21 protein-coding genes are annotated in these 20,807 nt (G+C 62.9%); 8 read left to right on the forward strand and 13 right to left on the reverse strand.

Annotated elements, in window-relative coordinates; all coding sequences use genetic code 11:
- Positions 1-32 precede the first annotated feature (32 nt).
- On the forward strand, positions 33-395 hold the full coding sequence (locus AC07X6_RS21160) for a DUF4870 family protein (protein ID WP_230539466.1): 363 nt from the start codon (positions 33-35) through the stop codon (positions 393-395).
- A 38-nt stretch (positions 396-433) separates the two neighbouring features.
- Here AC07X6_RS21160 and AC07X6_RS21165 read toward each other — a convergent pair whose 3' ends face one another.
- The 4 genes from AC07X6_RS21165 to phaC form a co-directional block, all read right to left on the reverse strand.
- Complete coding sequence (locus AC07X6_RS21165; protein WP_494792259.1) at positions 434-1,600, reverse strand: cystathionine beta-lyase; 1,167 nt, start codon at positions 1,598-1,600, stop codon at positions 434-436.
- 113 nt (positions 1,601-1,713) lie between these two features.
- The gene (gene rimO / locus AC07X6_RS21170; protein ID WP_494792287.1) at positions 1,714-3,069 is read right to left on the reverse strand and encodes a 30S ribosomal protein S12 methylthiotransferase RimO; all 1,356 of its coding nucleotides are present in this window, start codon (positions 3,067-3,069) and stop codon (positions 1,714-1,716) included.
- Positions 3,070-3,263: 194 nt separating this feature from the next.
- On the reverse strand, positions 3,264-3,827 hold the full coding sequence (phaR, locus tag AC07X6_RS21175; RefSeq protein ID WP_219116002.1) for a polyhydroxyalkanoate synthesis repressor PhaR: 564 nt from the start codon (positions 3,825-3,827) through the stop codon (positions 3,264-3,266).
- Between the two features lie 224 nt (positions 3,828-4,051).
- Positions 4,052-5,788: a class I poly(R)-hydroxyalkanoic acid synthase gene (gene phaC / locus AC07X6_RS21180; RefSeq protein ID WP_494792260.1), complete on the reverse strand. Its 1,737-nt coding sequence runs from the start codon at positions 5,786-5,788 to the stop codon at positions 4,052-4,054.
- Positions 5,789-5,926: 138 nt separating this feature from the next.
- Between phaC and AC07X6_RS21185 the strand changes: the two genes are divergently transcribed.
- Positions 5,927-6,160: a hypothetical protein gene (locus tag AC07X6_RS21185; RefSeq protein ID WP_227741988.1), complete on the forward strand. Its 234-nt coding sequence runs from the start codon at positions 5,927-5,929 to the stop codon at positions 6,158-6,160.
- Positions 6,161-6,176: 16 nt separating this feature from the next.
- Here the strand turns inward: AC07X6_RS21185 and pgeF are convergent, their stop codons facing one another.
- Positions 6,177-6,962 (reverse strand): peptidoglycan editing factor PgeF, encoded by a 786-nt coding sequence (gene pgeF / locus AC07X6_RS21190; protein WP_494792261.1) that lies wholly within the window; start codon positions 6,960-6,962, stop codon positions 6,177-6,179.
- Positions 6,962-7,987, reverse strand: coding sequence for an RluA family pseudouridine synthase (locus AC07X6_RS21195; protein ID WP_034781141.1), 1,026 nt, complete (start codon positions 7,985-7,987; stop codon positions 6,962-6,964). Before AC07X6_RS21195 ends, pgeF begins: the two co-directional genes overlap by 1 nt.
- An 89-nt stretch (positions 7,988-8,076) precedes the next feature.
- On the opposite strand from AC07X6_RS21195, the gene AC07X6_RS21200 reads away from it, so the two are divergent.
- On the forward strand, positions 8,077-8,880 hold the full coding sequence (locus tag AC07X6_RS21200; RefSeq protein WP_494792262.1) for an outer membrane protein assembly factor BamD: 804 nt from the start codon (positions 8,077-8,079) through the stop codon (positions 8,878-8,880).
- 37 nt (positions 8,881-8,917) lie between these two features.
- On the opposite strand, the gene yaaA is transcribed toward AC07X6_RS21200, so the two are convergent.
- Positions 8,918-9,688: a peroxide stress protein YaaA gene (gene yaaA / locus AC07X6_RS21205; RefSeq protein ID WP_494792263.1), complete on the reverse strand. Its 771-nt coding sequence runs from the start codon at positions 9,686-9,688 to the stop codon at positions 8,918-8,920.
- A gap of 30 nt (positions 9,689-9,718) precedes the next feature.
- Between yaaA and AC07X6_RS21210 the strand changes: the two genes are divergently transcribed.
- The 3 genes from AC07X6_RS21210 to AC07X6_RS21220 all read left to right on the forward strand — a co-directional run bounded on the left by AC07X6_RS21210 (position 9,719) and on the right by AC07X6_RS21220 (position 12,566).
- Positions 9,719-10,153 carry a putative toxin-antitoxin system toxin component, PIN family gene (locus AC07X6_RS21210; RefSeq protein ID WP_474291730.1) on the forward strand — a complete coding sequence of 145 codons (435 nt, stop codon included), beginning with the start codon at positions 9,719-9,721 and terminating at the stop codon, positions 10,151-10,153.
- Positions 10,154-10,236: 83 nt separating this feature from the next.
- Entirely contained in the window at positions 10,237-11,415 is a 1,179-nt protein-coding gene (locus AC07X6_RS21215; protein WP_494792264.1) for a pyridoxal phosphate-dependent aminotransferase, read from the forward strand.
- Positions 11,416-11,462: 47 nt separating this feature from the next.
- Positions 11,463-12,566, forward strand: a complete 1,104-nt coding sequence (locus AC07X6_RS21220) for an HD-GYP domain-containing protein (RefSeq protein WP_230539461.1) — start codon at positions 11,463-11,465, stop codon at positions 12,564-12,566.
- A 27-nt stretch (positions 12,567-12,593) separates the two neighbouring features.
- On the opposite strand, the gene AC07X6_RS21225 is transcribed toward AC07X6_RS21220, so the two are convergent.
- Together AC07X6_RS21225 and AC07X6_RS21230 are read right to left on the reverse strand one after the other, a co-directional pair.
- On the reverse strand, positions 12,594-13,052 hold the full coding sequence (locus tag AC07X6_RS21225; RefSeq protein WP_494792265.1) for a nuclear transport factor 2 family protein: 459 nt from the start codon (positions 13,050-13,052) through the stop codon (positions 12,594-12,596).
- 236 nt (positions 13,053-13,288) lie between these two features.
- Positions 13,289-13,960 carry a DUF2625 family protein gene (locus AC07X6_RS21230; RefSeq protein WP_494792266.1) on the reverse strand — a complete coding sequence of 224 codons (672 nt, stop codon included), beginning with the start codon at positions 13,958-13,960 and terminating at the stop codon, positions 13,289-13,291.
- 207 nt (positions 13,961-14,167) lie between these two features.
- Between AC07X6_RS21230 and AC07X6_RS21235 the strand changes: the two genes are divergently transcribed.
- Both AC07X6_RS21235 and AC07X6_RS21240 read left to right on the forward strand, forming a co-directional pair.
- Positions 14,168-15,019 carry a helix-turn-helix transcriptional regulator gene (locus AC07X6_RS21235; protein ID WP_494792267.1) on the forward strand — a complete coding sequence of 284 codons (852 nt, stop codon included), beginning with the start codon at positions 14,168-14,170 and terminating at the stop codon, positions 15,017-15,019.
- Between the two features lie 29 nt (positions 15,020-15,048).
- A complete protein-coding gene (locus tag AC07X6_RS21240) occupies positions 15,049-16,083 on the forward strand; it encodes a serine hydrolase domain-containing protein (protein ID WP_494792268.1) in 1,035 nt (344 codons plus the stop codon).
- A 7-nt stretch (positions 16,084-16,090) separates the two neighbouring features.
- Here the strand turns inward: AC07X6_RS21240 and AC07X6_RS21245 are convergent, their stop codons facing one another.
- Genes AC07X6_RS21245 through mshL form a run of 4 tightly spaced genes read right to left on the reverse strand, consistent with a single transcriptional unit; the run spans position 16,091 to position 20,770 of the window.
- Entirely contained in the window at positions 16,091-16,993 is a 903-nt protein-coding gene (locus AC07X6_RS21245) for an alpha/beta hydrolase (protein WP_494792269.1), read from the reverse strand.
- A 25-nt stretch (positions 16,994-17,018) separates the two neighbouring features.
- Positions 17,019-18,062 carry a tetratricopeptide repeat protein gene (locus AC07X6_RS21250; protein WP_494792270.1) on the reverse strand — a complete coding sequence of 348 codons (1,044 nt, stop codon included), beginning with the start codon at positions 18,060-18,062 and terminating at the stop codon, positions 17,019-17,021.
- Between the two features lie 17 nt (positions 18,063-18,079).
- Positions 18,080-18,985, reverse strand: a complete 906-nt coding sequence (locus AC07X6_RS21255; protein WP_494792271.1) for an ExeA family protein — start codon at positions 18,983-18,985, stop codon at positions 18,080-18,082.
- Entirely contained in the window at positions 18,986-20,770 is a 1,785-nt protein-coding gene (gene mshL / locus AC07X6_RS21260; protein ID WP_494792272.1) for a pilus (MSHA type) biogenesis protein MshL, read from the reverse strand. It abuts the gene before it with no gap.
- Positions 20,771-20,807 lie beyond the last annotated feature (37 nt).

Genomic DNA, 20,807 nt, shown 5'->3' on the forward strand with positions numbered 1-20,807 from the left:
CAATTAAAAATTGAGCAACGACGGGAGATTTCATGTCACAAGATATTGTTTTGGATACCCAACTCCAGCAAACCAAAAACCTGGCCTGGTGGTTGTACCTGATACATGGCGCCAGCTTTGTGTTTTCGCTGGGCGCGTTTTCCTTCATTCCGCTCATCATCAATTACGTGAAGCGGGACACGGCGGCCGGGACCTTCGTCTACAGCCATCACAGCTGGATGATCCGTTCCTTCTGGTGGTATGTAGCCTGGATCGTCGTCGGCGCCATCCTGTGGGTCACCATCATCGGCATTCCGCTGGCCTTCCTCGTGTGGGGCGTGGCCTGGCTGTGGAAAGCGTATCGTTTGCTGCGCGGCTTCATCGACCTGAACAACAACACGCCCGTACCCATGTAAGGACTTGCGGGCAAGCCATCGTGCTTGCCCCGCTGCCGCTACATCGCCGCGAACGCCCGTTCGATATCGGCGATCAGGTCTTGCGGATCTTCCAGCCCCACGTTCAGGCGCACGAGCTGGCCCGGCAACTGCCAGCCCTTGCGCATGGCGGCGATGCGGTACGGCATCACCAGGCTGTTCGCGCCGCCCCAGCTGTAGCCAATCTTGAACAACTGCAAGGCATCGACGAAGCGGTCCGTCTGCTGCTCCGTGTAGCGGGCATCGAACAGCACAGAAAACAGGCCGCCCGCACCCGTGAAATCGCGCTGCCAGATGGCGTGGCCCGGGCAATCTTCGAATGCCGGATGCAGCACCGTGGCAATCTCCGGCCGGCCCTTGAGCCAGGCGGCCACCGCGCGCGCACCCGTATCGTGGGCGTCGAAGCGCAGCTTCATCGTCGGCAAGCCGCGCAGCACCAGATAGGCGTCGTCCGCCCCCACGCCCATGCCCAGACGCATGTGCGCCTGCGCCAGGCGGTCGTGCAGCGCCCTGTCCCGCGTGATCAGGGCGCCCATCAGCACGTCCGAGCCGCCCGACTGGTATTTCGTCAACGCCTGCATGATGATATCCACGCCCAGGTCGAAGCCACGCAGGGCCAGGCCGGCCGACCAGGTATTGTCCAAAGCCACCAGCACGCCGCGCGCGTGGGCTGCCGCGCAGATGGCGGGCAAGTCCGGCACTTCCATGGTCACGGAGCCCGGTGCTTCAGTCCAGATCAGCTTGGTATTGTCCTGGATCAAGCCGGCGATGCCGGCGCCGATGAGCGGATCGTAATAGCGGGCCGTGATGCCGAAATCCTGCGACAGCCAGCGGCCCAGTTCGCGGTTCGGGTTGTAGATGTTTTCGGGAAGCAAAACATCGTCGCCCGTTTTGAGCAGGGCGAAATCCGCCATGGCGATGGCCGCTAGGCCCGATGGCGCCAGCAGGCAGTGATTCCCCCCTTCGATCCCGGCCAGCCGCGCTTCGAGGGTGAACGTGGTGGGCGTGCCGTGCAAGCCGTAGGTGTAGGCGTTCTTCTCTTTCCAGTCGCCCGAGCGCATGGCCGCCACGTCCTTGAACAGCACGGTCGAGGCGTGATGGATGGCGTTGGGAAAGGCAGCAAAGCCTTGCGGCGCCTGGTAATCGCTGTGGATCAGCGCGGTTTGCGGAGATTTGGGTGTGGTCATGGCGTCAGGAAATAAAAAAAGGCGGATCAGCCTGTGCTGGTCCGCCTTGATTGTAAGGGCTTATGCTCTTGCCTGCCGTACGTATGACAGAGTGTTACACCTGCATAAAATTTTTATTCTGCGGCGCCCCACAGGTCATGCGCATCCGCGGACGTGATGGTCACGTCGACGAACTGACCGACCGCCAGCTTGCGGTGCGGCTCGAACGGCGGTTTTACATACACGACGCCGTCGATTTCCGGCGCGTCGGCGGACGAGCGGCCCACGCCGCCCGAGCGGGTGACTTCATCGATCAGCACGCGCACGGTCTTGCCGACCTTGGCTTGCAGGCGCTTGCGGGAAATTTCTTCCTGCAGCAGCATCACGCGGCCGCGGCGCTCTTCGCGCAGCTCTTCCGGCACGGGGTTGGCGATGGCGTTGGCCGTCGCGCCTTCGACGGGCGAATAGGCGAAGCAGCCCAGGCGGTCGATCTGCGCTTCCTTGAGGAAGTCGAGCAAGTACTCGAATTCCGCTTCTGTTTCGCCTGGGAAACCGGCGATGAAGGTCGAGCGGATCGTCAGGTCCGGGTTGATGGCGCGCCAGGCCTGGATGCGGTCGAGGTTTTTCTCGCCGCTGGCCGGACGCTTCATGCGCTTCAATACGTCAGGATGCGCATGCTGCATCGGGATGTCGAGGTAGGGCAGGATATGGCCGCCGCTCATCATCGGGATGATCTGGTCCACGTGCGGGTACGGATACACGTAGTGCAGGCGCACCCAGGCGCCGTAGGACTTGGCCAGCTCGCCCAGCGCTTCCGTCAGCTGCGTCATGTGGGTCTTCACGGGACGGCCGTTCCAGAAGCCGGAGCGGAATTTCACGTCCACGCCATACGCCGAGGTATCTTGCGAAATCACCAGCAATTCCTTGACGCCCGACTTGAACAGGTTTTCCGCTTCCATCATCAGTTCGCCGATCGGGCGCGAAACGAGGTCGCCGCGCATGGACGGGATGATGCAGAAACTGCAACGGTGGTTGCAGCCTTCGGAAATTTTCAGATACGCGTAGTGCTTCGGCGTCAGCTTGACGCCTTGCGGCGGCACCAGGTCGAGGAACGGCGCATGCGGTTTCGGCAGGTGCAAGTGGACGGAATCCATCACTTCGGCCAGCGCGTGCGGACCGGTGACGGACAGTACTTTCGGGTGCACCTTCATGATGATGTCGTCGCCGGCAGCATCTTTCTTGGCGCCCAGGCAGCCGGTCACGATGACTTTGCCGTTTTCCGCCAGCGCTTCGCCGATGGCGTCGAGCGACTCTTGCACGGCAGCATCGATGAAACCGCAGGTATTGACGATCACCAGATCGGCGCCAGCATAGGATTTCGCCGTTTCGTAGCCTTCGGCGCGCAGCTGGGTCAGGATTTGTTCGGAGTCGACCAGCGCTTTCGGGCAGCCGAGCGAGACAAAGCCCACTTTCGGCGCCGCACCTGGCATGGCCAGCATGGCCTCGGGCTGGGCGGAAGGAACGGGAATACGGTGAATTTCAGACATAGTTGGCAGCTAGTAATATGGTGAGGCGAATCGGCTATTGTACCCCGAGCCGCCCCTTGCTGACAGAACTATGCTGTTTTGATGACGCAGATACAACTCCCGGGCGATCGAATCACCCGGTGAGCATGTGGCATTGATTACTTCTTGTCGCTTGGAGGAACCGGCGGCACAAACGGGAAGGTGCCGAACAGGTTCTTGCTCTGGCTTTGCATCTGTTCCTGCATCTGCACGAACAGGCTCTTGCTCTGGTCGATGTAGTTGTTCATCATGCCTTGCATCATCGGGCCCTGGACATTCATGAACTGGGTCCACATTTCAGGGCTGAATGGCTTGCCTTCGAAGCTGCCGGCCGAGGTGCCCGTGAATTTGTGCTGGATATCGGTGAACGCCTGCACGTTCTTTTCCAGGTAGGATCCCATCATGCCCTGCATGGCGTGGCCATAGTAGCGGATGATCTGCGACAACACGCTGCTCGAGAACATGGGCGCGCCGTTCGCTTCCTCTTCCAAAATGATCTGCAGCAAGATGCTGCGCGTCAAATCTTCATTGGATTTGGCATCGACGACGGTAAACACCTCATTGTCCAACACCAGCTGCTTGACGTCCGTCAAGGTGATGTAGGAACTGGTTTGCGTGTCGTACAGACGGCGGTTGGGATATTTTTTAATCAGGCGGTCTATACTTTTTTTTGCACTACTCATCACAAGTTCCACTTATTGCGCCGCAGCGCATACTGAGTTAATCCGAAAAAAAAGCGAACGTGGGTCCGCTTTCGCACCTGCCTACGTTTTCCATTATAGAGTGGAAAACGGCTCCATTGCACATCAGGGTAGTAGATTCCCGCATTTATTGCAACGCAACTAAAAGTAGATTCCTGACAAGACCGGAGTTTACCCCGGTCTTGCCCGGCAAAACGCTTTGTGACTTAATCCGCCCTGACTTTAACATACCGCCCCGGCGCCGGCTCGATTGCCGCGTGGCGCTTGTTGCCCGGCTTGCCCGGCGCCTTCACCTGCGCGCCGCCGTGTTCGGCCAGGAAGGCCGCCCATTCGGGCCACCAGCTGCCCACGTGTTCGGTCGCGCCTTCCATCCATTGCTCGGCCGTCAAGGGCCTGGATTTCGCCGTGCGAGGCTTGTCGTTGCTCCAGTAGCTGCGCTTTTTCTTCGACGCCGGATTGATCACGCCGGCGATGTGGCCCGAGGCGCCGAGGATAAAGCGGTTGGCTTTCGGTTTTTTCGGGTTCAGCAAAGCCGTGCTGGCGTAGGCCGCGCCCCAGGGCACGATATGGTCTTCGCGCGAACCGTAGATGAAAGCGGGCGCATCGATGCTGCTCAGGTCGACCTTTTCGCCTGCCACCGTCAGCTTGCCCGGCACTTTCAGGCTGTTTTCCAGGTAAGTGTTGCGCAAATACCAGCAGAACATGGGCCCCGGCAAGCCCGTGCCGTCGCCATTCCAGTACAGCAAGTCGAACGCGGGCGGTTCCTTGCCTTTCAGGTAATTCGACTGCACGTAATTCCACACGAGGTCGTTCGGCCGCAGGCTGGAAAAGGTGCTGCCCAGGTCGCGCCCGGACATCAGGCCGCCCTTGGCCAGGGTCTGCTCGCGCAGCGCCACTTGCGGTTCGTCAATAAAGACGTCGAGCGCGCCCGTATCGCAGAAATCGAGGAAGGTGGTCAGCAGGGTCAGGCTGGCGGCCGGATTCTCGCCGCGCGCCTTGAGCACGGCCAGCGCCGTCGAGACGATGGTGCCGCCCACGCAAAAGCCGAACATGTTCAGCTTGTCCTGGCCGGAAATGTCCTGCGTGACCCGGATGGCTTCGATCACGCCTTGCTCCACGTAATCGTCCCACGTCAGGTGCTGCATGCTCAGGTCCGGATTGCGCCAGGACATGAGGAACACGGTATTGCCCTGCTCCACCGCATAGCGCACGAGCGAGTTTTCCGGCTGCAAGTCAAGGATATAGAATTTATTGATGCACGGCGGTACCATCAGCAGGGGCCGCTGGTGTACCGTGGCGGTGCTTGGCGTGTACTGGATCAGCTGGAACAAGGCGTTTTCAAACACCACCGTACCCGGCGTGGTGGCCACGTTGCGGCCCACCTCGAAGGCCGATTCGTCCGACTGCGAAATGCGGCCCTTCTGCATGTCGGCCAGCATGTTCGTCAAGCCCTTGGCCAGGCTCTCTCCCTTGGTTTCGATCAGGGTTTGCTGGGCGTCAGGATTGGTGGCAAGAAAGTTGGCGGGCGACATGGCGTCAACGATTTGCTGTACCGCAAAGGCAATCTTTTGCTTCTGGTGCGGCGTCGCTTCCACGGCATCAGCCATGGCGGTGAGAAACTCCGCGTTCAGCAGGTAGGCGGCCGCGTTGAAGGCCGACAGGGGGCTGGCATGCCAGGCGGGCGCGGCGAAGCGGCGGTCTTTCAGCTCCGGCGACTTGCCGGCCATAAAGTCGGCCCACAAGCCCGTCAGCTTGGCCACATAGGCATTTTTCAGTTGCTCGATCGCTTCCGGCTTGATGCTGGCGCCCGCATCCTGCAAAATACCGGCAATCGGATTGCCCTGGGGCTGCGGCACCATGTTGAACCACGTCTTCCACTGCTCAGGATTGCTGATCTGCGCCATCCATTCCTTGGTCATCGCTTGAGGATCGGGCATATTCATAGATAGTTAAGTCCATTCAAGATTGAGGGACGCCGAACAAAACCTGCTGCGCGTCGGTTTTGTCAGGCGTCGCAAACGTCGTCAAAAATAAATACTTCTGGATCAAAGCATGCAAACTCTTACTGACTGCCAATACCAATGATGCTCATGACCGCTGTTGCCTGGATCTATGTCGTCGGCCTCATGGCGCTGACGGAACCTTCCATCGTCGCCGGGGTGATGACCTTCGTGCTGTACTGCGTCATCCCGCTGTCCATCCTATTCTATCTGACGGGCTCGCGGCGACGCAAACGCAAGGCGGCGCGCATCGCCGAACTGAACGCCCGCGCACTCGCCTCAGCAGACGATAAAACAAAAACGGCAGACACATAAGTGCCTGCCGTGCAGATTATTTGCGCCAGATCAAACTGGCCTGTCTTCCCGTGACGCCATCGCGCCGGTACGAGTAAAACTGCGCCGCATCGCTGACGGTGCAATATTCCCCGCCGGCCACTTGTGCCACGCCATCGCGCAGCAGCATGGTGCGCGCCAGCGCATAGATGTCGGCCAGGTACTTGCCCGGCTTGCCGGCGATGGCGGCAAACGCAGCGGACAACACTTGCCGCTCGGCATCGTCGCGCGCGCCGTCGCGGAACGCTTGCAGCACGTCCTGCCCCACTTCGAATTGCTGCGGACCAATGGCTGGCCCCAGCCAGGCGAGGATCTCCGTCGCGCCCTGCGCGCGCATGCCGTCGACCGTGCGCTGCAAGACACCGTTGGCCAGGCCGCGCCAGCCCGCGTGGGCCGCGCCGACGACCAGGCCATCGCTTGAGCAAAACAGCACGGGCAGGCAATCGGCCGTCATCACCACGCACACGGCACCAGGCTGCGTGGCGATGCTGGCGTCCGCATCGGGCACGCAACCGCGCAGGCTGGCCGCGTCGGCAACGGCCACGCCATGCACCTGCGACAGCCAGGCCGGCTCGGACGGCAAGATTGACGCCAGGCGCGCGCGGTTGGTGGCCACGTGCGCCGGTTCGTCGCCCACGTGCGTACCGAGGTTCAAGCCGCCGCCGCCCTGCCCGTCACCATATGGCCCCTGGCTGACGCCGCCCGCGCGCACGGTCGCCAGCGCGCCCACGTTCGCGGGCAGGCCGGGCCAATGGGGAATAATGCAGGGCAACGGCGACGTCATCAGACCTGTTCCGGCTCGGGAATGCCGGCCGTGGCGATCAGTTGCGCGAAATCATCGGCCAGCGGCACGATCCATTCGCACGCTTCCAGCGTGCCCGGATGCACGAGGCCCAGGCGGCGCGCCTGCAGCGCCTGGCGCGAGAACACGGACACCAGGTGCTGCTTGCCGTACACGTAGTCGCCGACCAGCGCAAAGCCCAGGTGCTGCATGTGCACGCGGATCTGGTGCGTGCGGCCCGTTTCCAGGCGGCATTGCATCAGGCTCACGGGACGGCGGTCGAGTTCGCCGCTGCCGATCAATTCATAGTGCGTGATGGCGGGCTTGGCGGTGAAATTCTCCGAGACGGCCATCTTGACCCGGTCGCGCGGGTGGCGCGCGATGGAGGCGTCGATGGTGCCCGCCATTTTCGGCGTGCCCCACACCAGCGCGAAATACTCGCGCTTGACGGTGCGCGCCTGCAACTGGCGCACGAGGTCCGTTTGCGAAGCGAGCGTCTTGCCGACGACCATCAGGCCGCTCGTATCCTTGTCCAGGCGGTGCACGATGCCGGCGCGCGGCACGCCGGCCAGCTGCGGGCAGTGGTGCAGCAAGCCGTTGAGCAGGGTGCCCGACCAGTTACCTGGGCCCGGATGCACGACCAGTCCGGCCGGTTTGTTGATGACGATGATATGCTCATCTTCGTGCACGATGTTCAATTCCATCGCTTCCGGCTTAAAAGCCTCGTCTTCCGGCGCGCTTTGCGGCAGAATGACGATCTTCTCGTCGCCATAGGCGGTCATGTTGCGTTTGGCAACTTTTCCATCGACGGTCACGAAACCGGCTTCCAGCCACAATTGCAAGCGGCTGCGCGAGTATTGCGGCACCAGCTGGGCGATGACTTTATCGAGGCGGTGGCCGCAGGCGTCCGGCGTCAGTTCCAATGTAATCGGGGCCATTTCCTCGAAGACGTCGTCGGCGGCAAAATCGCCGTCAAACGCCTCTTCGGCAGCATGGTCAGAAAGGGAGTCAAACGCGGGGTCAGCCAAATTAGGCTTCGGAGTTAATATCACAGCATTCCCATCGGCTATAATCAGCCTATTGTAAAATCTTGGTTAAAACCTTCTTGCAAAACGTCATGCAAAAAAAATTATCGTTGGTAGTCGCTTCAGTCGTTCTGCTCGGCATGTCCGCTTGCAGCTTGTTGCCTGAAAAAGTGGATGAGACCAAAAACTGGTCCGTTACGAAATTATACTCGGAGGCGCGTGAAGAAATGGCCGGGCAGCACTATGAAGCTGCAATCGGCCTGTTCCAGAAGCTGGAGGCTAACTATCCTTTCGGCAACTATGCTCTGCAAGCGCAGATGGAGATCGCTTACGCGTATTATAAGGCGGGAGACCAGGCTCAGGCATTGGCAGCCGTCGAACGCTTCATCAAGTTGCATCCGAACCACGCCAATGTGGATTATATGTACTACTTGCGTGGCCTGATCAGCTTTAACGACCAGATCAGCTTCCTGAACTTCCTGTACGAGCAAGACCCGACCGAGCGCGACCCGAAAGCGACGCGCGAAGCGTTTGCCGCCTTCAAGCAACTGGTTGACAAGTTTCCAAATAGCAAATACGCGCCCGATTCCCTGGCCCGCATGAACTATTTGATCGATGCCATGGCGAAATACGAAGTCCACGTGGCCCGTTATTACTACCGCCGCGGCGCCTACCTGGCCGCCGCCAACCGCGCGCAAACGACGGTCAGCGACTTTGCCGCCTCGACCGCCATCGAAGAAGCGCTGTTCATCATGTACCGCTCGTACGACAAGCTGGGCTTGACCGACTTGCGCGACGACACCTTGCGCGTGCTGACCAAGAACTACCCGAACACGGCATTCCTCAGCCCGGAAGGGGTGAACAAGGAACGCAAGTGGTGGAAATTCTGGCAGTAAGTTGCAATAAAAAACCGGGCTAGCCCGGTTTTTTTACTTATTCACCTACTTTGCGCCGGAACACCCAGCTCTTGTCGTTCGACGCTTCCGGCACGAAGCCATAGCCATCCACGTCGAACTGCTTCAGCTGCTCGGGATCGCGGATCTGGTTGACGGCCGCATAGCGGGCCAGCATGCCGCGCGCGCGCTTGGCGTAGAACGAGATGATTTTATACTTGCCGTTCTTCCAGTCCTCGAATACGGGCGCGATGACGGGCACGTCCAGCTGGCGCGGCTTGACGGATTTGAAATATTCCTCGGAAGCAAGATTTACCAGCACCTTGGCGCCCTGCTCTTTTGCCGTGCGGTTCAGGCCGTTGGTGATGGTGTCGCCCCAGAACGCATACAAATCCTTGCCGCGCGTGGTCGACAAACGCGTGCCCATTTCCAGGCGGTGCGGGTGGATCAGGTCGAGCGGGCGCAGCAAGCCGTACAGGCCCGATAAAATGCGCACGCGCGACTGGGCGTAGTCGAGCTGGGCCGGCTGCAGGCTGCGCGCCTCGAAACCGGCATACACGTCGCCATTGAAAGCCATGATGGCCTGGCGCGCATCGGTCAACTGCGGGGTCCAGGACGCGTAGCGGGCTACGTTGAGGGCCGACAAGGCATCGGAAATGCCCATCAGGCTGCCCACTTCGGCGGGCGAAAACTGGCGCATGCGGGCGATCAGCTGGGCGGAATGGTCGAGAAAATCGGGGGTGCTGTGCAACGAGGTTGTTGGCGGCGTCTCCAGGTCGAGACTCTTGGCGGGCGAAAGCACGATCAACATAAATTATCACTACAGAATAGAATTGCCGACATGATACCTGCTCCACAAAAACTCGTCCTCGACACCAACGTTTGCCTCGACCTGTTCGTCTTCAACGACCCCCGCTGGGCGGGCTTGCTGGCGGCCATGGAAAGCGGCGCCGTGCACGCCATCACGCGTGAAGATTGCCGCGCGGAATATCTTGTCGTATTGCATTACAAACATCTGCCGCTCGATGAAGCCAGCCGCGCCGTTGCCGCCGCCCGCTTCGACGCCCACATCACGGTGGTGGCGCCGTCCGTCTCCGGCGTGCGCCTGCCCGTCTGCACGGACAAGGATGACCAGAAATTCCTCGAACTGGCGCGCGACGCCAACGCCGACATCCTCATCACCAAGGACAAGGCCCTGCTGAAACTGGCCCGCAAGACGGCCAAGGCCGGCATGTTCAGGATCATGGTGCCGGAAGGCTGGGCCTTGCCGGGCTGAGCCGCCAAAGCCCCGCACACAAGGGGGCGCGCTGCGCTAGAATGGGAAACGATTCCACTTTCCGCACCGCGCCCCTACCGTTCATGAACAGCCCATCCCTGCCCCACCTGACTCCCGCACTGGCCACCCGTTTGCCCGCTGTCGGCACCACCGTGTTTACCCGCATGTCCAGCCTCGCGGCCCAGCATGGCGCCGTCAACCTGGGCCAGGGCTTTCCCGACTTCGATTGCGACCCGGCCTTGGTCGAGCTCGTCAGCGATGCCATGCGCGCCGGCCACAACCAGTACCCGCAGATGACGGGCGCCGCCCCCTTGCGCGAGGCGATTGCCGCGAAGATCGCCAGCCTGTACGGCCATGGCTACGATGCGGGCACGGAAATCACCGTTACGGCCGGCGCCACGCAGGCGCTGACCACGGCGATTCTGTGCTGCGTGCACCCGGGCGACGAAGTCATCGTCATCGAACCGGCCTACGACAGCTACCTGCCCGCCATCGCGCTGGCCGGCGGCGTGCCCGTGCTGGTGTCCATGCAGGTGAGCGAACAGGGCTACAGCGTGCCGTGGGACAAGCTGGCGGCCGCCGTCAGCCCCAAGACGCGCTTGATCATCATCAATACGCCGCACAATCCGACGGGGACGATCCTGCGCCCGGCCGACGTGGCGGCGCTGGCCGACATCGTGCGCGGCACGCAAATTTTGATTTTGTCCGACGAAGTGTACGAGCACATGGTGTACGACGGCGTGCCCCATGAGTCGCTCGCCCGCCACCCGGAACTGGCGGCGCGCAGCTTCATCGTGTCCAGCTTCGGCAAGACGTATCACGTGACGGGCTGGAAGGTCGGCTATGTGGCGGCGCCCGCGGCCCTGACGGCGGAGTTTCGCAAGGTGCACCAGTACAACGTCTTTACCGTCAACACGCCGATGCAGCACGGCATTGCCGGCTACATGGCGAACCCGCAGCCCTGCCTGGACTTGCCCGCGTTTTACCAGCGCAAGCGCGATTTATTCCGCGACGGCCTGGCGGGCAGCCGCTTTACCCTGCTGCCGGCCGACGGCACGTATTTCCAGTGCGTGCGCTACGATGCCATTTCGCAAGAAACCGAAGCGCAGTTCGCCGAATGGCTGACGGCGGAAATCAAGGTGGCCGCCATTCCCGTGTCCGCGTTTTACGCGCAGGGCAAGGAGTCGGGCATCGTGCGTTTCTGCTTTGCCAAGAAAGATGACACCTTGCGCCTGGCGCTGGAGCGCCTGCGCAGCATATAACCGAGCACTGAGCACGGCTCCGCCCCGGCGGGGCAAAGGATGACAGCATGGTACAGCGTCGCATCGGCCCGGCCGACCTGGTTCCCGGCGAACCCCTGCCCTGGGATTTGTTTTTGGCCGACCATAGTGCCGGCCCGCAACTACGCAAGGGGCAGATCATCACGGACGGCGCCCAGCTGGGCCGTTTGCTGCAGCTGGGCCTGTACGTGGGCGCGCCCGACCAGCCCTCCGTCTTGCGCCTGCTCAATGAAGCGGCGCAGCGCCTGGAACGGCTGTTGCTGGACATGCGCAGCGAAAGCAATGCCGAGCGCGACGTGCGCGACATCGCCCGCGAACTGCTGCGCGCGCTCGAACACGACGCCGACATCGCCCTGGCCAGCATCCTGCTGAACCAGATCGCCGGCAGCTACGCCGTGCGCCACTGCATCGAAACGGCGCTGCTGGCCATGCTGGTGGGCCGCAGCATGCACAAATCCCACGATGAACTCTTATTGATCGGCGCGGCCGCGCTGACGATGAACGTGGGCATGCTGCGCCACCACGACAGTTTCCAGGACCGGCGCGGCCCCCTGAACGACGAGGAAATGCGCATCGTGCGCCTGCATCCGCAGGAAAGCACGGAATTGCTGCGCTGCGCCGGCGTCGACGACGAGGAATGGCTCAGTTGCGTGCTGCTGCACCATGAAAACGACGACGGCAGCGGCTACCCGCAGGGGCGCACGGCCGATGAAATCCTGCAAAACGCCAAGCTGATCGGCCTGGCTGACCGCTATTGCGCGCGCGTCTCGGCGCGCAACTACCGGCGCTCCATCGTGCCCGACCAGGCGCTGCAGCACATCTTCCTCGACCAGGGCCTGCCCATCGACCCGCTGCTGGGCGAACAGTTCGTCAAGCTGCTGGGCAAATATCCGCCCGGCACATTAGTGCGCCTGCGCAGCGGCGAACTGGGGGTGGTGACGCAGCGGGGCGCCGCCCTGGTCCACCCGCTCAGCGACCCGCTGGGCGCGCCGCTGGCCGCCGCCGAACTATCGCAGATGGCGCCGCGCGACACGGGCGACAGCCAGTTCGCCATCGTTTCGTCATTGCACGAAGACGATGCCGGCGTGCATTTCAGCATGCGGCACGTGTGGGGCGATGAGGCGCGGCTCTAGCCTCGCCGGGCAAGTCCCCCTGTCACGTCACGGTTTCGGCGGACGGATGCCCGTGTACTGTGCGCTGACGAGCAGCCATTGATTATCGACAAGCCTGGCGACATAGCCGGCGCGCATGGCGAAGGTGCGGCCCGCCCCTTCCTGATTGAGGCGGTAGGACAGCCGCGCCGAGATGAGCGCCGTATCGCCGAAGAGGCGCACGGCCGGCTCATCGACCTGGACTTGCGGACCCGGCCGCTTCTGCTCCGGCGCGTAGAAGGACAGCATTTTTTCACGCGCATCCACCTCGCCGACGGGCGATATTTCCACATAATTCTCGGCCGTGACGGCTTTCAAGGCGGCTTGGTCGAAGCTGCTCTGGGCCTGCGCATGGCGCTGCACCAAAGCGACCAGTTCGGCGTCGGCGGGAGCCGCCTGCGCGCCACCGGTCGCGCCCAAGGTGCCAAGCAGGCAGGTGGAAAGAATATGTGGCAGGGTCAATTTCATGCGTATGTCATCCTGGTCGAAGTCATGGAGAAGCGTCCGCTGCTGACTGCGCTTCCGTCAGCATCGAACACCCGCTTGCGGGCAGCCCATCGTGAGTAACCCACTGCATGCTATCGCCTTGCCATTTTCCGGCACATGCCATTGCGACAAACCGCTGGATTGGTGGATTGAAATGCCATTTCGCCGGCGCGGGATGCGCATGGCGATGCTTTCAGAGATGCCCCGCAAGCCCTGCCTCAGCGCGCGTCCGCAGGCGTATCCAGCAACTTCTGTTTCAGATCAAGGTTGAGCGCCCACTGCTCTTGCACGGGAATGGCGCGCCGCGAACTGGTCTTGAGGGAACCCTCTTGCGTCCACAGGAATGGATAAAAATTCAGGCAGAGCTCGCCGGGCAAAGGCAATTCGGGCAATTCGTCAAAGCCCTCCGCGCCGCCAGGCTGCCGGCCGTAAAACTGCCGCAGCTGGCTGGTAAAGGCCCACTCGACAAACGTCGTGAAGCCGATTTCCAGCGCTTCCCACTCCAGCGTCTCGGGAGCAAGGTAATACATATTGCCCTGGTCGTCCCCGAGTGCGCCGCCGTTGATGGCAAAAAAGCCGCCCAGCACGTCGTCGGCGACCAGCAGAAAACCATCGGCCTTCCCTTCATTCCACGTAGCAATATCCCGCCCCAGCCTGGCGTGGCCCGACCCCAGTATGCGCAGCCAGCCGTCATCCACCAGGATGCCCCCCGTTTCATAGGCTAGCGCGCCCAGGGGCGAACGCGTGGTGACCTGCAGGCTCAGCAGCACATCCGCCCTGCCGGCCGACGGTGGCAGCAATTCCACCGGCAAGTCGGCCTCGCTGGCCCATTGCTTGATCAGCGGAAACGCCGGGTCTTCACTATCGAGTAATTCATTCAATGTACGCATGTAATTTGACCTTATCGATGACGACATCTGACTTCTCCGCTAATTTTACACAGACACACCCGGGCACGGCCGCACGCTTGCCACGGCAAGCCGGCTTGATGCAGCCCAACTCCCGTGCATTCCCCTGTATCGACCGTTCATCCTGCGCCTGGCGCCATTCGTCGGCCCGCGCTGGCCTGGCCTGGCGGCCGCACTTACCATGCCAATATGACCACTCCACTCCAGTTCAAGTCCGGCCAGTTCTATGGCGACGTGCATCACGGCGCGCGCGGCAGCATCTTCGATATCCGCCGCCTGAAGGCCACGCGCGGCGAGGATGAAGTCGAAACGCACCGGCATGACGATGCCCACTTCGTTTTTGTCCTGTCCGGCACCTATATTTCCAGCGCCCTGCACGCCCCGCCGCGCGCGCCTTCGCCCACCCTCGTCTTCAATCCGGCCGGCACGACGCACCGCGACCGCTTCGTCGATGGCAAGGGCAGTTTCATGACGGTATCGCTCGACCCGGCCCTGCTGTCGGGCGCCGAGGAATTGCATGCGGCCCAGGAGTGCGCCACCGTGCTGCGCGATACGGCCAGCGCGGCCGCCGCGTTCCGGCTGGCGCGCGAGATCGGCCGCGGCGGCGATGGCGCCTTGATGGAAGCGGGCGCGTGGGAAATGCTGGCCAGCCTGCACAGGTCGCCCCGGGAGGCGCGCCCGTCCCTGCCCGGCTGGGCCCACCAGGCGTATGCGGCCGTGATGGACCTGGCCAATGACACGCATCTGCGCATCGCCGACGTGGCCGCCGCCCTGGACGTGCATCCCGTGCACCTGGCCCGCGTCTTCCGCCAGGCATGGGGCTGCTCGCCGGGCGACCTGCTGCGCTGGCGCCGCGTCGAGCAAGCCGGCGGCCTGCTGCGCCGGCCGGAACTGAGCATGGCCGAGGTGGCGCTGAGCGTGGGCTTCGCCGACCAGAGCCACATGACCCGCGCCTTCCAGGCCCGTTACGGCATGACGCCCAGCAACTATCGCCGCCAAATGTTTCAAACGTCCAAGACAATGCCCGATTTGCAAGACTAGACTGCACTTTTCCAACCTCGGAGTACACCATGTTGCGATATCTACCCCTACTTCTGGCCTTCGGCAGCAGCGTCCACGCGGGCGAGCTGGACGGCATCACCACCGCCATCGAAGCGGGCGACTTCAAGCAGGTCACCAGCGTCGTGGTGGCGCAACGTGGCAAGTTGCTCTACGAACACTACTTCGACAAGGACGGCGCGGAAAGCCTGCGCAACACGCGCTCGGTGGGCAAGACGGTGGCGGGCATGCTGGTCGGCCTGGCCATCGAACGCAAGCTCTTGCGCGCCGACACCCCCGTGCTGCCCTACTTTCCGGAACTGCGCCCGCTGGCCTACGCCGACCCGCGCAAGGACAGGATCACGGTCGAGGATTTCCTGACCATGAGCTCGCTGCTCGAATGCGACGACGACAACCAGCATTCGCGCGGCAACGAAGAGCGCATGTATCTGGTGGAAGACTGGAGCCGCTTCGTGGCCGACTTGCCGATCCGCGGCTTTCCAGAATGGCAGCCCCGCCCCGAGCAATCGCCGTACGGCCGCGCCTGGAGCTATTGCACGGCGGGCGTAACCCTGCTGGGACCGCTGCTGGAAAAAGTGAGCGGCCAGAGCGTGCCGGACTTCGCCGCCGCCAACCTGTTCCAGCCGCTTGGCATCGACAAGGTCAAATGGCAATTCCAGCCCAAGGGCAGCGCCATGACGGGCGGCGGCTTGCAGTTGCGCAGCGTGGATCTGCTGAAGCTGGGCCAGCTCTACCTTGACGGCGGACGCTGGAATGGCAAGCAGGTAATGCCCGCCGACTGGGTCAGGCGCTCGATCGCGCCCCACGCCAACGCGCGCGAAGGCATGGACTACGGTTACCTGTGGTGGCTGCAGCCGTTCACGGCGAATGGCCGCACGGTGCCAAGCTATGGCATGGCCGGTTCGGGCGGCAATAAAGTGCTGGTATTGCCGGAACTCGATGCCGTGGTCGTCATCACCACGACCAACTTCCAGGTGCGCGACGCCCATGGCCTCAGCGAAAAATTGCTGACCAAGCTGATCCTGCCGGCATTGATGCGCCCCTGAACGCCCTTCATTTCGAGGACGTCAGATACGCGCGCAAGCCATGCGTGAGCACAAAGGGAAACACGCTCGCGTGGTCTTCGTCCTCGAAGACGCGCAAACGGGTTTTCAGGCCGGGGAACTTGCGCGATTTCAACTTTCCATCGAACTCGCGCAAATCGGCCAGCATGTCGGCGTCTTCCTCCGCACGCGAACGTTTCTTGCCCGCCGCCAACTTTTCCAGGCCGCCGATGCCGAAGAACACGGACGCGGGCAAGTCCTTGTGGCTGGCCGCATACGCCTGTTCGCGGTCGAACATGACGCCGGCGTCGTACCACAGCGACGGACTGCCGAGGATGTAGTGCTCGAAGGTGCGCGGTTCCGTCAGCAAAAATTGCAGGCCCAGCAGGCTGCCGTAGGAATGGCCGATAAACACCTTGCGCTGCATGTTCGCGCGATAGTTACTGGCGATAAAGGGAAACACCTCGCCCGCGATGAACTGGCCGTACGCCTTCGCTTCGCCGAATGCCGGCTGCCGCCCCGGCATGTCCGAGCGGTAATCGTGCTTGCGCGGCGTGGTGGGCGTGTAGTCGCGGCGGCGGCTGTACACCCCGCCATCGCCGTTGGCGTACGACAAGCCGACCACGATGACTTCTTCCATCCCCGCATGCTTGTTCAGGCGCTGCGCGATATTGCGCACGATGGCAAATGAATAATTGGCGTCGGTGACGAACAGCACCGGATAGCGTTTATTTCCCTGCCGATAGGAATCGGGCAAGGCGACATACAGCTGGTAGTCGCGTTTCAGGGCTTGCGCGCGGATGTCGCGCACTTCCGTATTCTCAAGAACGTAGCTGGCAGGCGCGCTGGCGGGAGCGGCCTGGGCGCTGTTGGCCAGGCAGCACAGGACGAGGAGCAGGCTGAGAGGCTTCAAGCTGTTTCTTTCATTGAGGTCAAAATTACTTCGCCGCAGCCGCCGTCAGCTGCACCAGCTTGCGCTCGACGAACGCCTGCAGCTGCGGCGACAGGGTTTGCAAGCCCTTGGCCCGCTCGAACGCCTGGCGCGCCTGGGCCGGGTGGTTGTCCGCTTGCAAGGCGATGCCGAGACCCATCCACCAGACGCCGTTGTCGGGCGCCGCCTGCAGGGCCTGCTGGTAGTGCTCGGACGCCTCGCGGTAGCGCTGTTCGCGCTGCAGCACGCCGGCCAGGAAGGCGTGATACTCGCCGCTGTCGCTGGCGTAAGGCAAGCTGCGCATCAGGGTATCGAGGGCCGCCGCGCCGCCATTGGCCTTGTCCAGCTGCAAACGGGCCAGCATCATCGCCTGCGCCGGCTGTTTCGGGTCCAGCGCCAGGCTCAGCTGCAACTGGCGGGCCGCCTCGTCGGGACGCTGCGCTTCGAGCAGCAGGCGCACCAGGGTTTCGCGCGCGCCCTGGTGGCGCGGATCGAGCTGCAGGGTCTGCTGCAAGGCCAGCATGGCGTCGGAGACGCGGCCATCCTGCAACTGCGCCAGCGCGCGCCGGTATTCATTCTCCACGCGCTGCTGCGGCGTGACTTGTTTTCCATCAATGATGCGTTCGCTGGCGACAGGCACTGCCGTCTTCACCACGGGCGCCACGGCAGGCTTGGCCGGCTTTGCAGTCATGCGGCGCAGATCCTCAGCGCGCAGGCTGGCTGGCGCGACCGTCTCCTCGGCCTGGAACACGGGCTCGGGTTCCGCCGCCGGGGCCGCCACCACGGGCGCTACGGCGACAGGCACAGGCACCGGCGCCGGAACCGGGTTGCTGGCCACATTCACCAGCACGGGCGGCACGGGCGGCCGTTTCAGGTAGACCCAGCCCAGGGCGATGGCGGCCGCCGTCAGGCCGGCCGCGCCGCCGAAGACCAGCGCGCGCGACACGCCCCGCTCGCGTTCGGGCACGGAGCGGATGCCGGCCGCGTCGCCGCGTCCATCGGGGGTGCCGCGGGCATCGAGGTCTTGCAACATCTTGTTAATCAGGCTCATCTACAGGCTCATCTTCGTCATCGGTTCAATAAAGTCCAGCTCACGCCGCAGGCGGCGGCCAGCACGCCGGCGCCCGCCAGCCACGGCCACGGCCGCTGCCAGAAGGGGCGCGGCTTGCTGGCCAGGGTATCGCTGGCGGCCAGCGCCACGTGGCGGCCGCTCACCTGCTGCCGCCCTTCGCCATACGCCACCATCAGCGCCTTGTGCGCCATGATGTTGATCAGGCGCGGAATGCCGCCGGAAGCCTTGTACAGCTTGTTCACGCCGCCACGGCTGAACAGGCGCGCGCCGTCGAAGCCGGCCACGCGCAAACGGTGCGCCACATAAAAATCCACGTCGTCGCGCGACAACGGCCCCAGGTGGTAGTGAAAGGTAATGCGCTGCGCCAGCTGGCGGATTTCCGGCAAGGCCAGCTTGACGTCCAGTTCCGGCTGGCCGAACAGCACGATCTGCAGCAGCTTGCGCTTTTCCGTTTCCAGATTCGTCAGCAGGCGCAAGGCTTCCAGGCTGTCGACGGGAATCGCCTGCGCTTCATCCAGGCACAGCAGCACGCGCTTGCCCTGCGCCGCCAGGTTGAGCAAACGCAAGTTGAGCGACTTGAGTAGTTGATGCTGATCAGCATCTTTCTCCAGCAACACATCAAGGTCGTCGGCCAGGGCCAGGATCAGCGAACGGGGCGGCAAGTTCGGATTCGGAATGTAGGCCGTGACGAAGTCCGGCCCCAAGGATTGCATGAACTTGCGGCACAAAAAGGTTTTACCAGTCCCCACTTCGCCAGTGATCTTGATGAAGCCCTCGCCGTTGCGCGCCGCCACCAGCAGGGTGTTGAGCGCCTTTTGCGACTGCGGGCCGTTGAAGAAGAAACTGGTATCGGGCGTGAGGCCGAACGGCGCCTCGCGCAAGCCGAAATGGGCCTGGTACATTTAGCGCCGCTCCGACGGACGGCGCGGGTCGAGCGCCTCGATGCGCTTGCCCGAATCGAGCAAGTCCTCGTTCCAGCTGTTGGCGCCATCGACGATGGTCGGCTTGATCAGCACCACCAGCTCGCGCTTCTGGATCACCTGCCCCGTGTTGCGGAACAGCGCGCCCAGCACGGGAAGGTCGCCCGCGCCCGGCACTTGCGAGCGGTCCGCCGTCGTTGCCTGGCGCATCAGGCCGCCGATGGCGACGATGCGGCCATCCTGGCTGCGCACCATGCTGTCCATTTCGGACGTGCTGGAGGCGGCCAGCGGCAGTTTCAGCGAACCGGCGCTGCCCAGGTCGATTTCCTTGCTGATGGTCGACACCTGGCTGACGGACGGGTGCACGTGCAGGATGATGTTGCCATCCGCATCGATCTGCGGCGTCACGTCCAGCACCACGCCGGAAAAGAACGGCTGCAAGGTCACGTTGGGGCTGGTGGTGGCGCCGCTGGCCGTCGTATTCGTCGTGGTCGACACGCCCGTCACGTAAAACTCGTCCGTGCCGATCTTCAGCACGGCTTTCTGGTTGTTCATGGTGGCGATGCGCGGACTCGACAGCACGTGCACGGACCCTTGCGACTCCAGGAAGGAAATCATGGCGGCGAAATTGGCTGTCTGGAAGGCCAGGCCGAACATCGAGCCGGCCGCATTTGCCGCCGAACTGAGGCCAAAGCCGCTGCTGGCCGTCAGGCCGTTGCCAGTTGTCATGTTGGGCGGCTGGCCGCCATTGAACGGCAGCGGCGCCAGCGTGCCGCCCGGCTGGATGAAGCCCGTCGAGATGCGGTTCGTGTGGCCGCTCTTGATCGAGGCGAACGAGGCCCAGTTGATGCCCGTCTGCGTGTTGTCGTTGAGCTCGACTTCGAGGATTTTCGCTTCCAGGATCACCTGGCGGTCGACGGACAGCTGCGTGGCCTTCAAATACATGTCGACATTGCGCAACTCTTCCGGCATGGCGCGGATGACGATCACGCCCGACTGCGGGCTGAGCACCACTTGCCGGCCGCCGTCGCTGCTGCCGACGATGGCTTCCAGCGCCGCCTTCAATTCCGGCCAGAAATCAGCCGTCGACGAGGTGGTCAGGTTGCTGCTGTCCAGGGTGCGGCCGCCCTGGCCGCCATTCGTCTGCTGGTTCTGCTCGTTGTTCTGGTTATTGCCCTGGTTGTTGTTGCCGCTGTTGCCCGAGCCGCCCGAATTGGTCGAGCCGACCGAACCCACCGACGTCGACGACACGCGCAGGTTGGAACTGCCGCGGCGCGCGCCCGTCAGGTAATTGACGTGGAACAAACGCGTCTGCATGGTCAAGGGCTTGATGTAGATCTGCGTGCCCTCGACCTTGTAGTCGTAGCCATACAGCTCGCGCACGGCGTCGAGCGCCTGGAACAGGGTCACGTCCTTCAGATTGGCGGAAATCGTGCCGCCGATGTCGGGATGGACCAGCATGTTGTAGCGCGTGCCGGCCACGATGGAGGTGAAGAACTGGCGCGCCGGCACATTGTTGAAAGCCACGTTGAAGCGCTCGTCGAGCGCGGCGCGGGCCTTCGGCAATTGCTGGGCCAGGGCCGCCACGGGCGGCAGCAGCGCCGCTTCCACGGCGTCCGGCTGGGACGCTGGCGCCGTGGTGGCTGCCGCGCCTTTGACGGCATCGGTAATCGCATTATAGGTGTCGCGCTTGACGGGCGCGACGTTGCAGCCGCCCAGGCCCAGGCTGACGCTGATGACAGCCGCCATCGTACTGATCTTGAACATGCTCGCCTTGTGTTGATTGAGTTGCTTGGCCACTTCT

The organism is Janthinobacterium sp. GW460-12-1-14-LB5 (assembly GCF_059423585.1).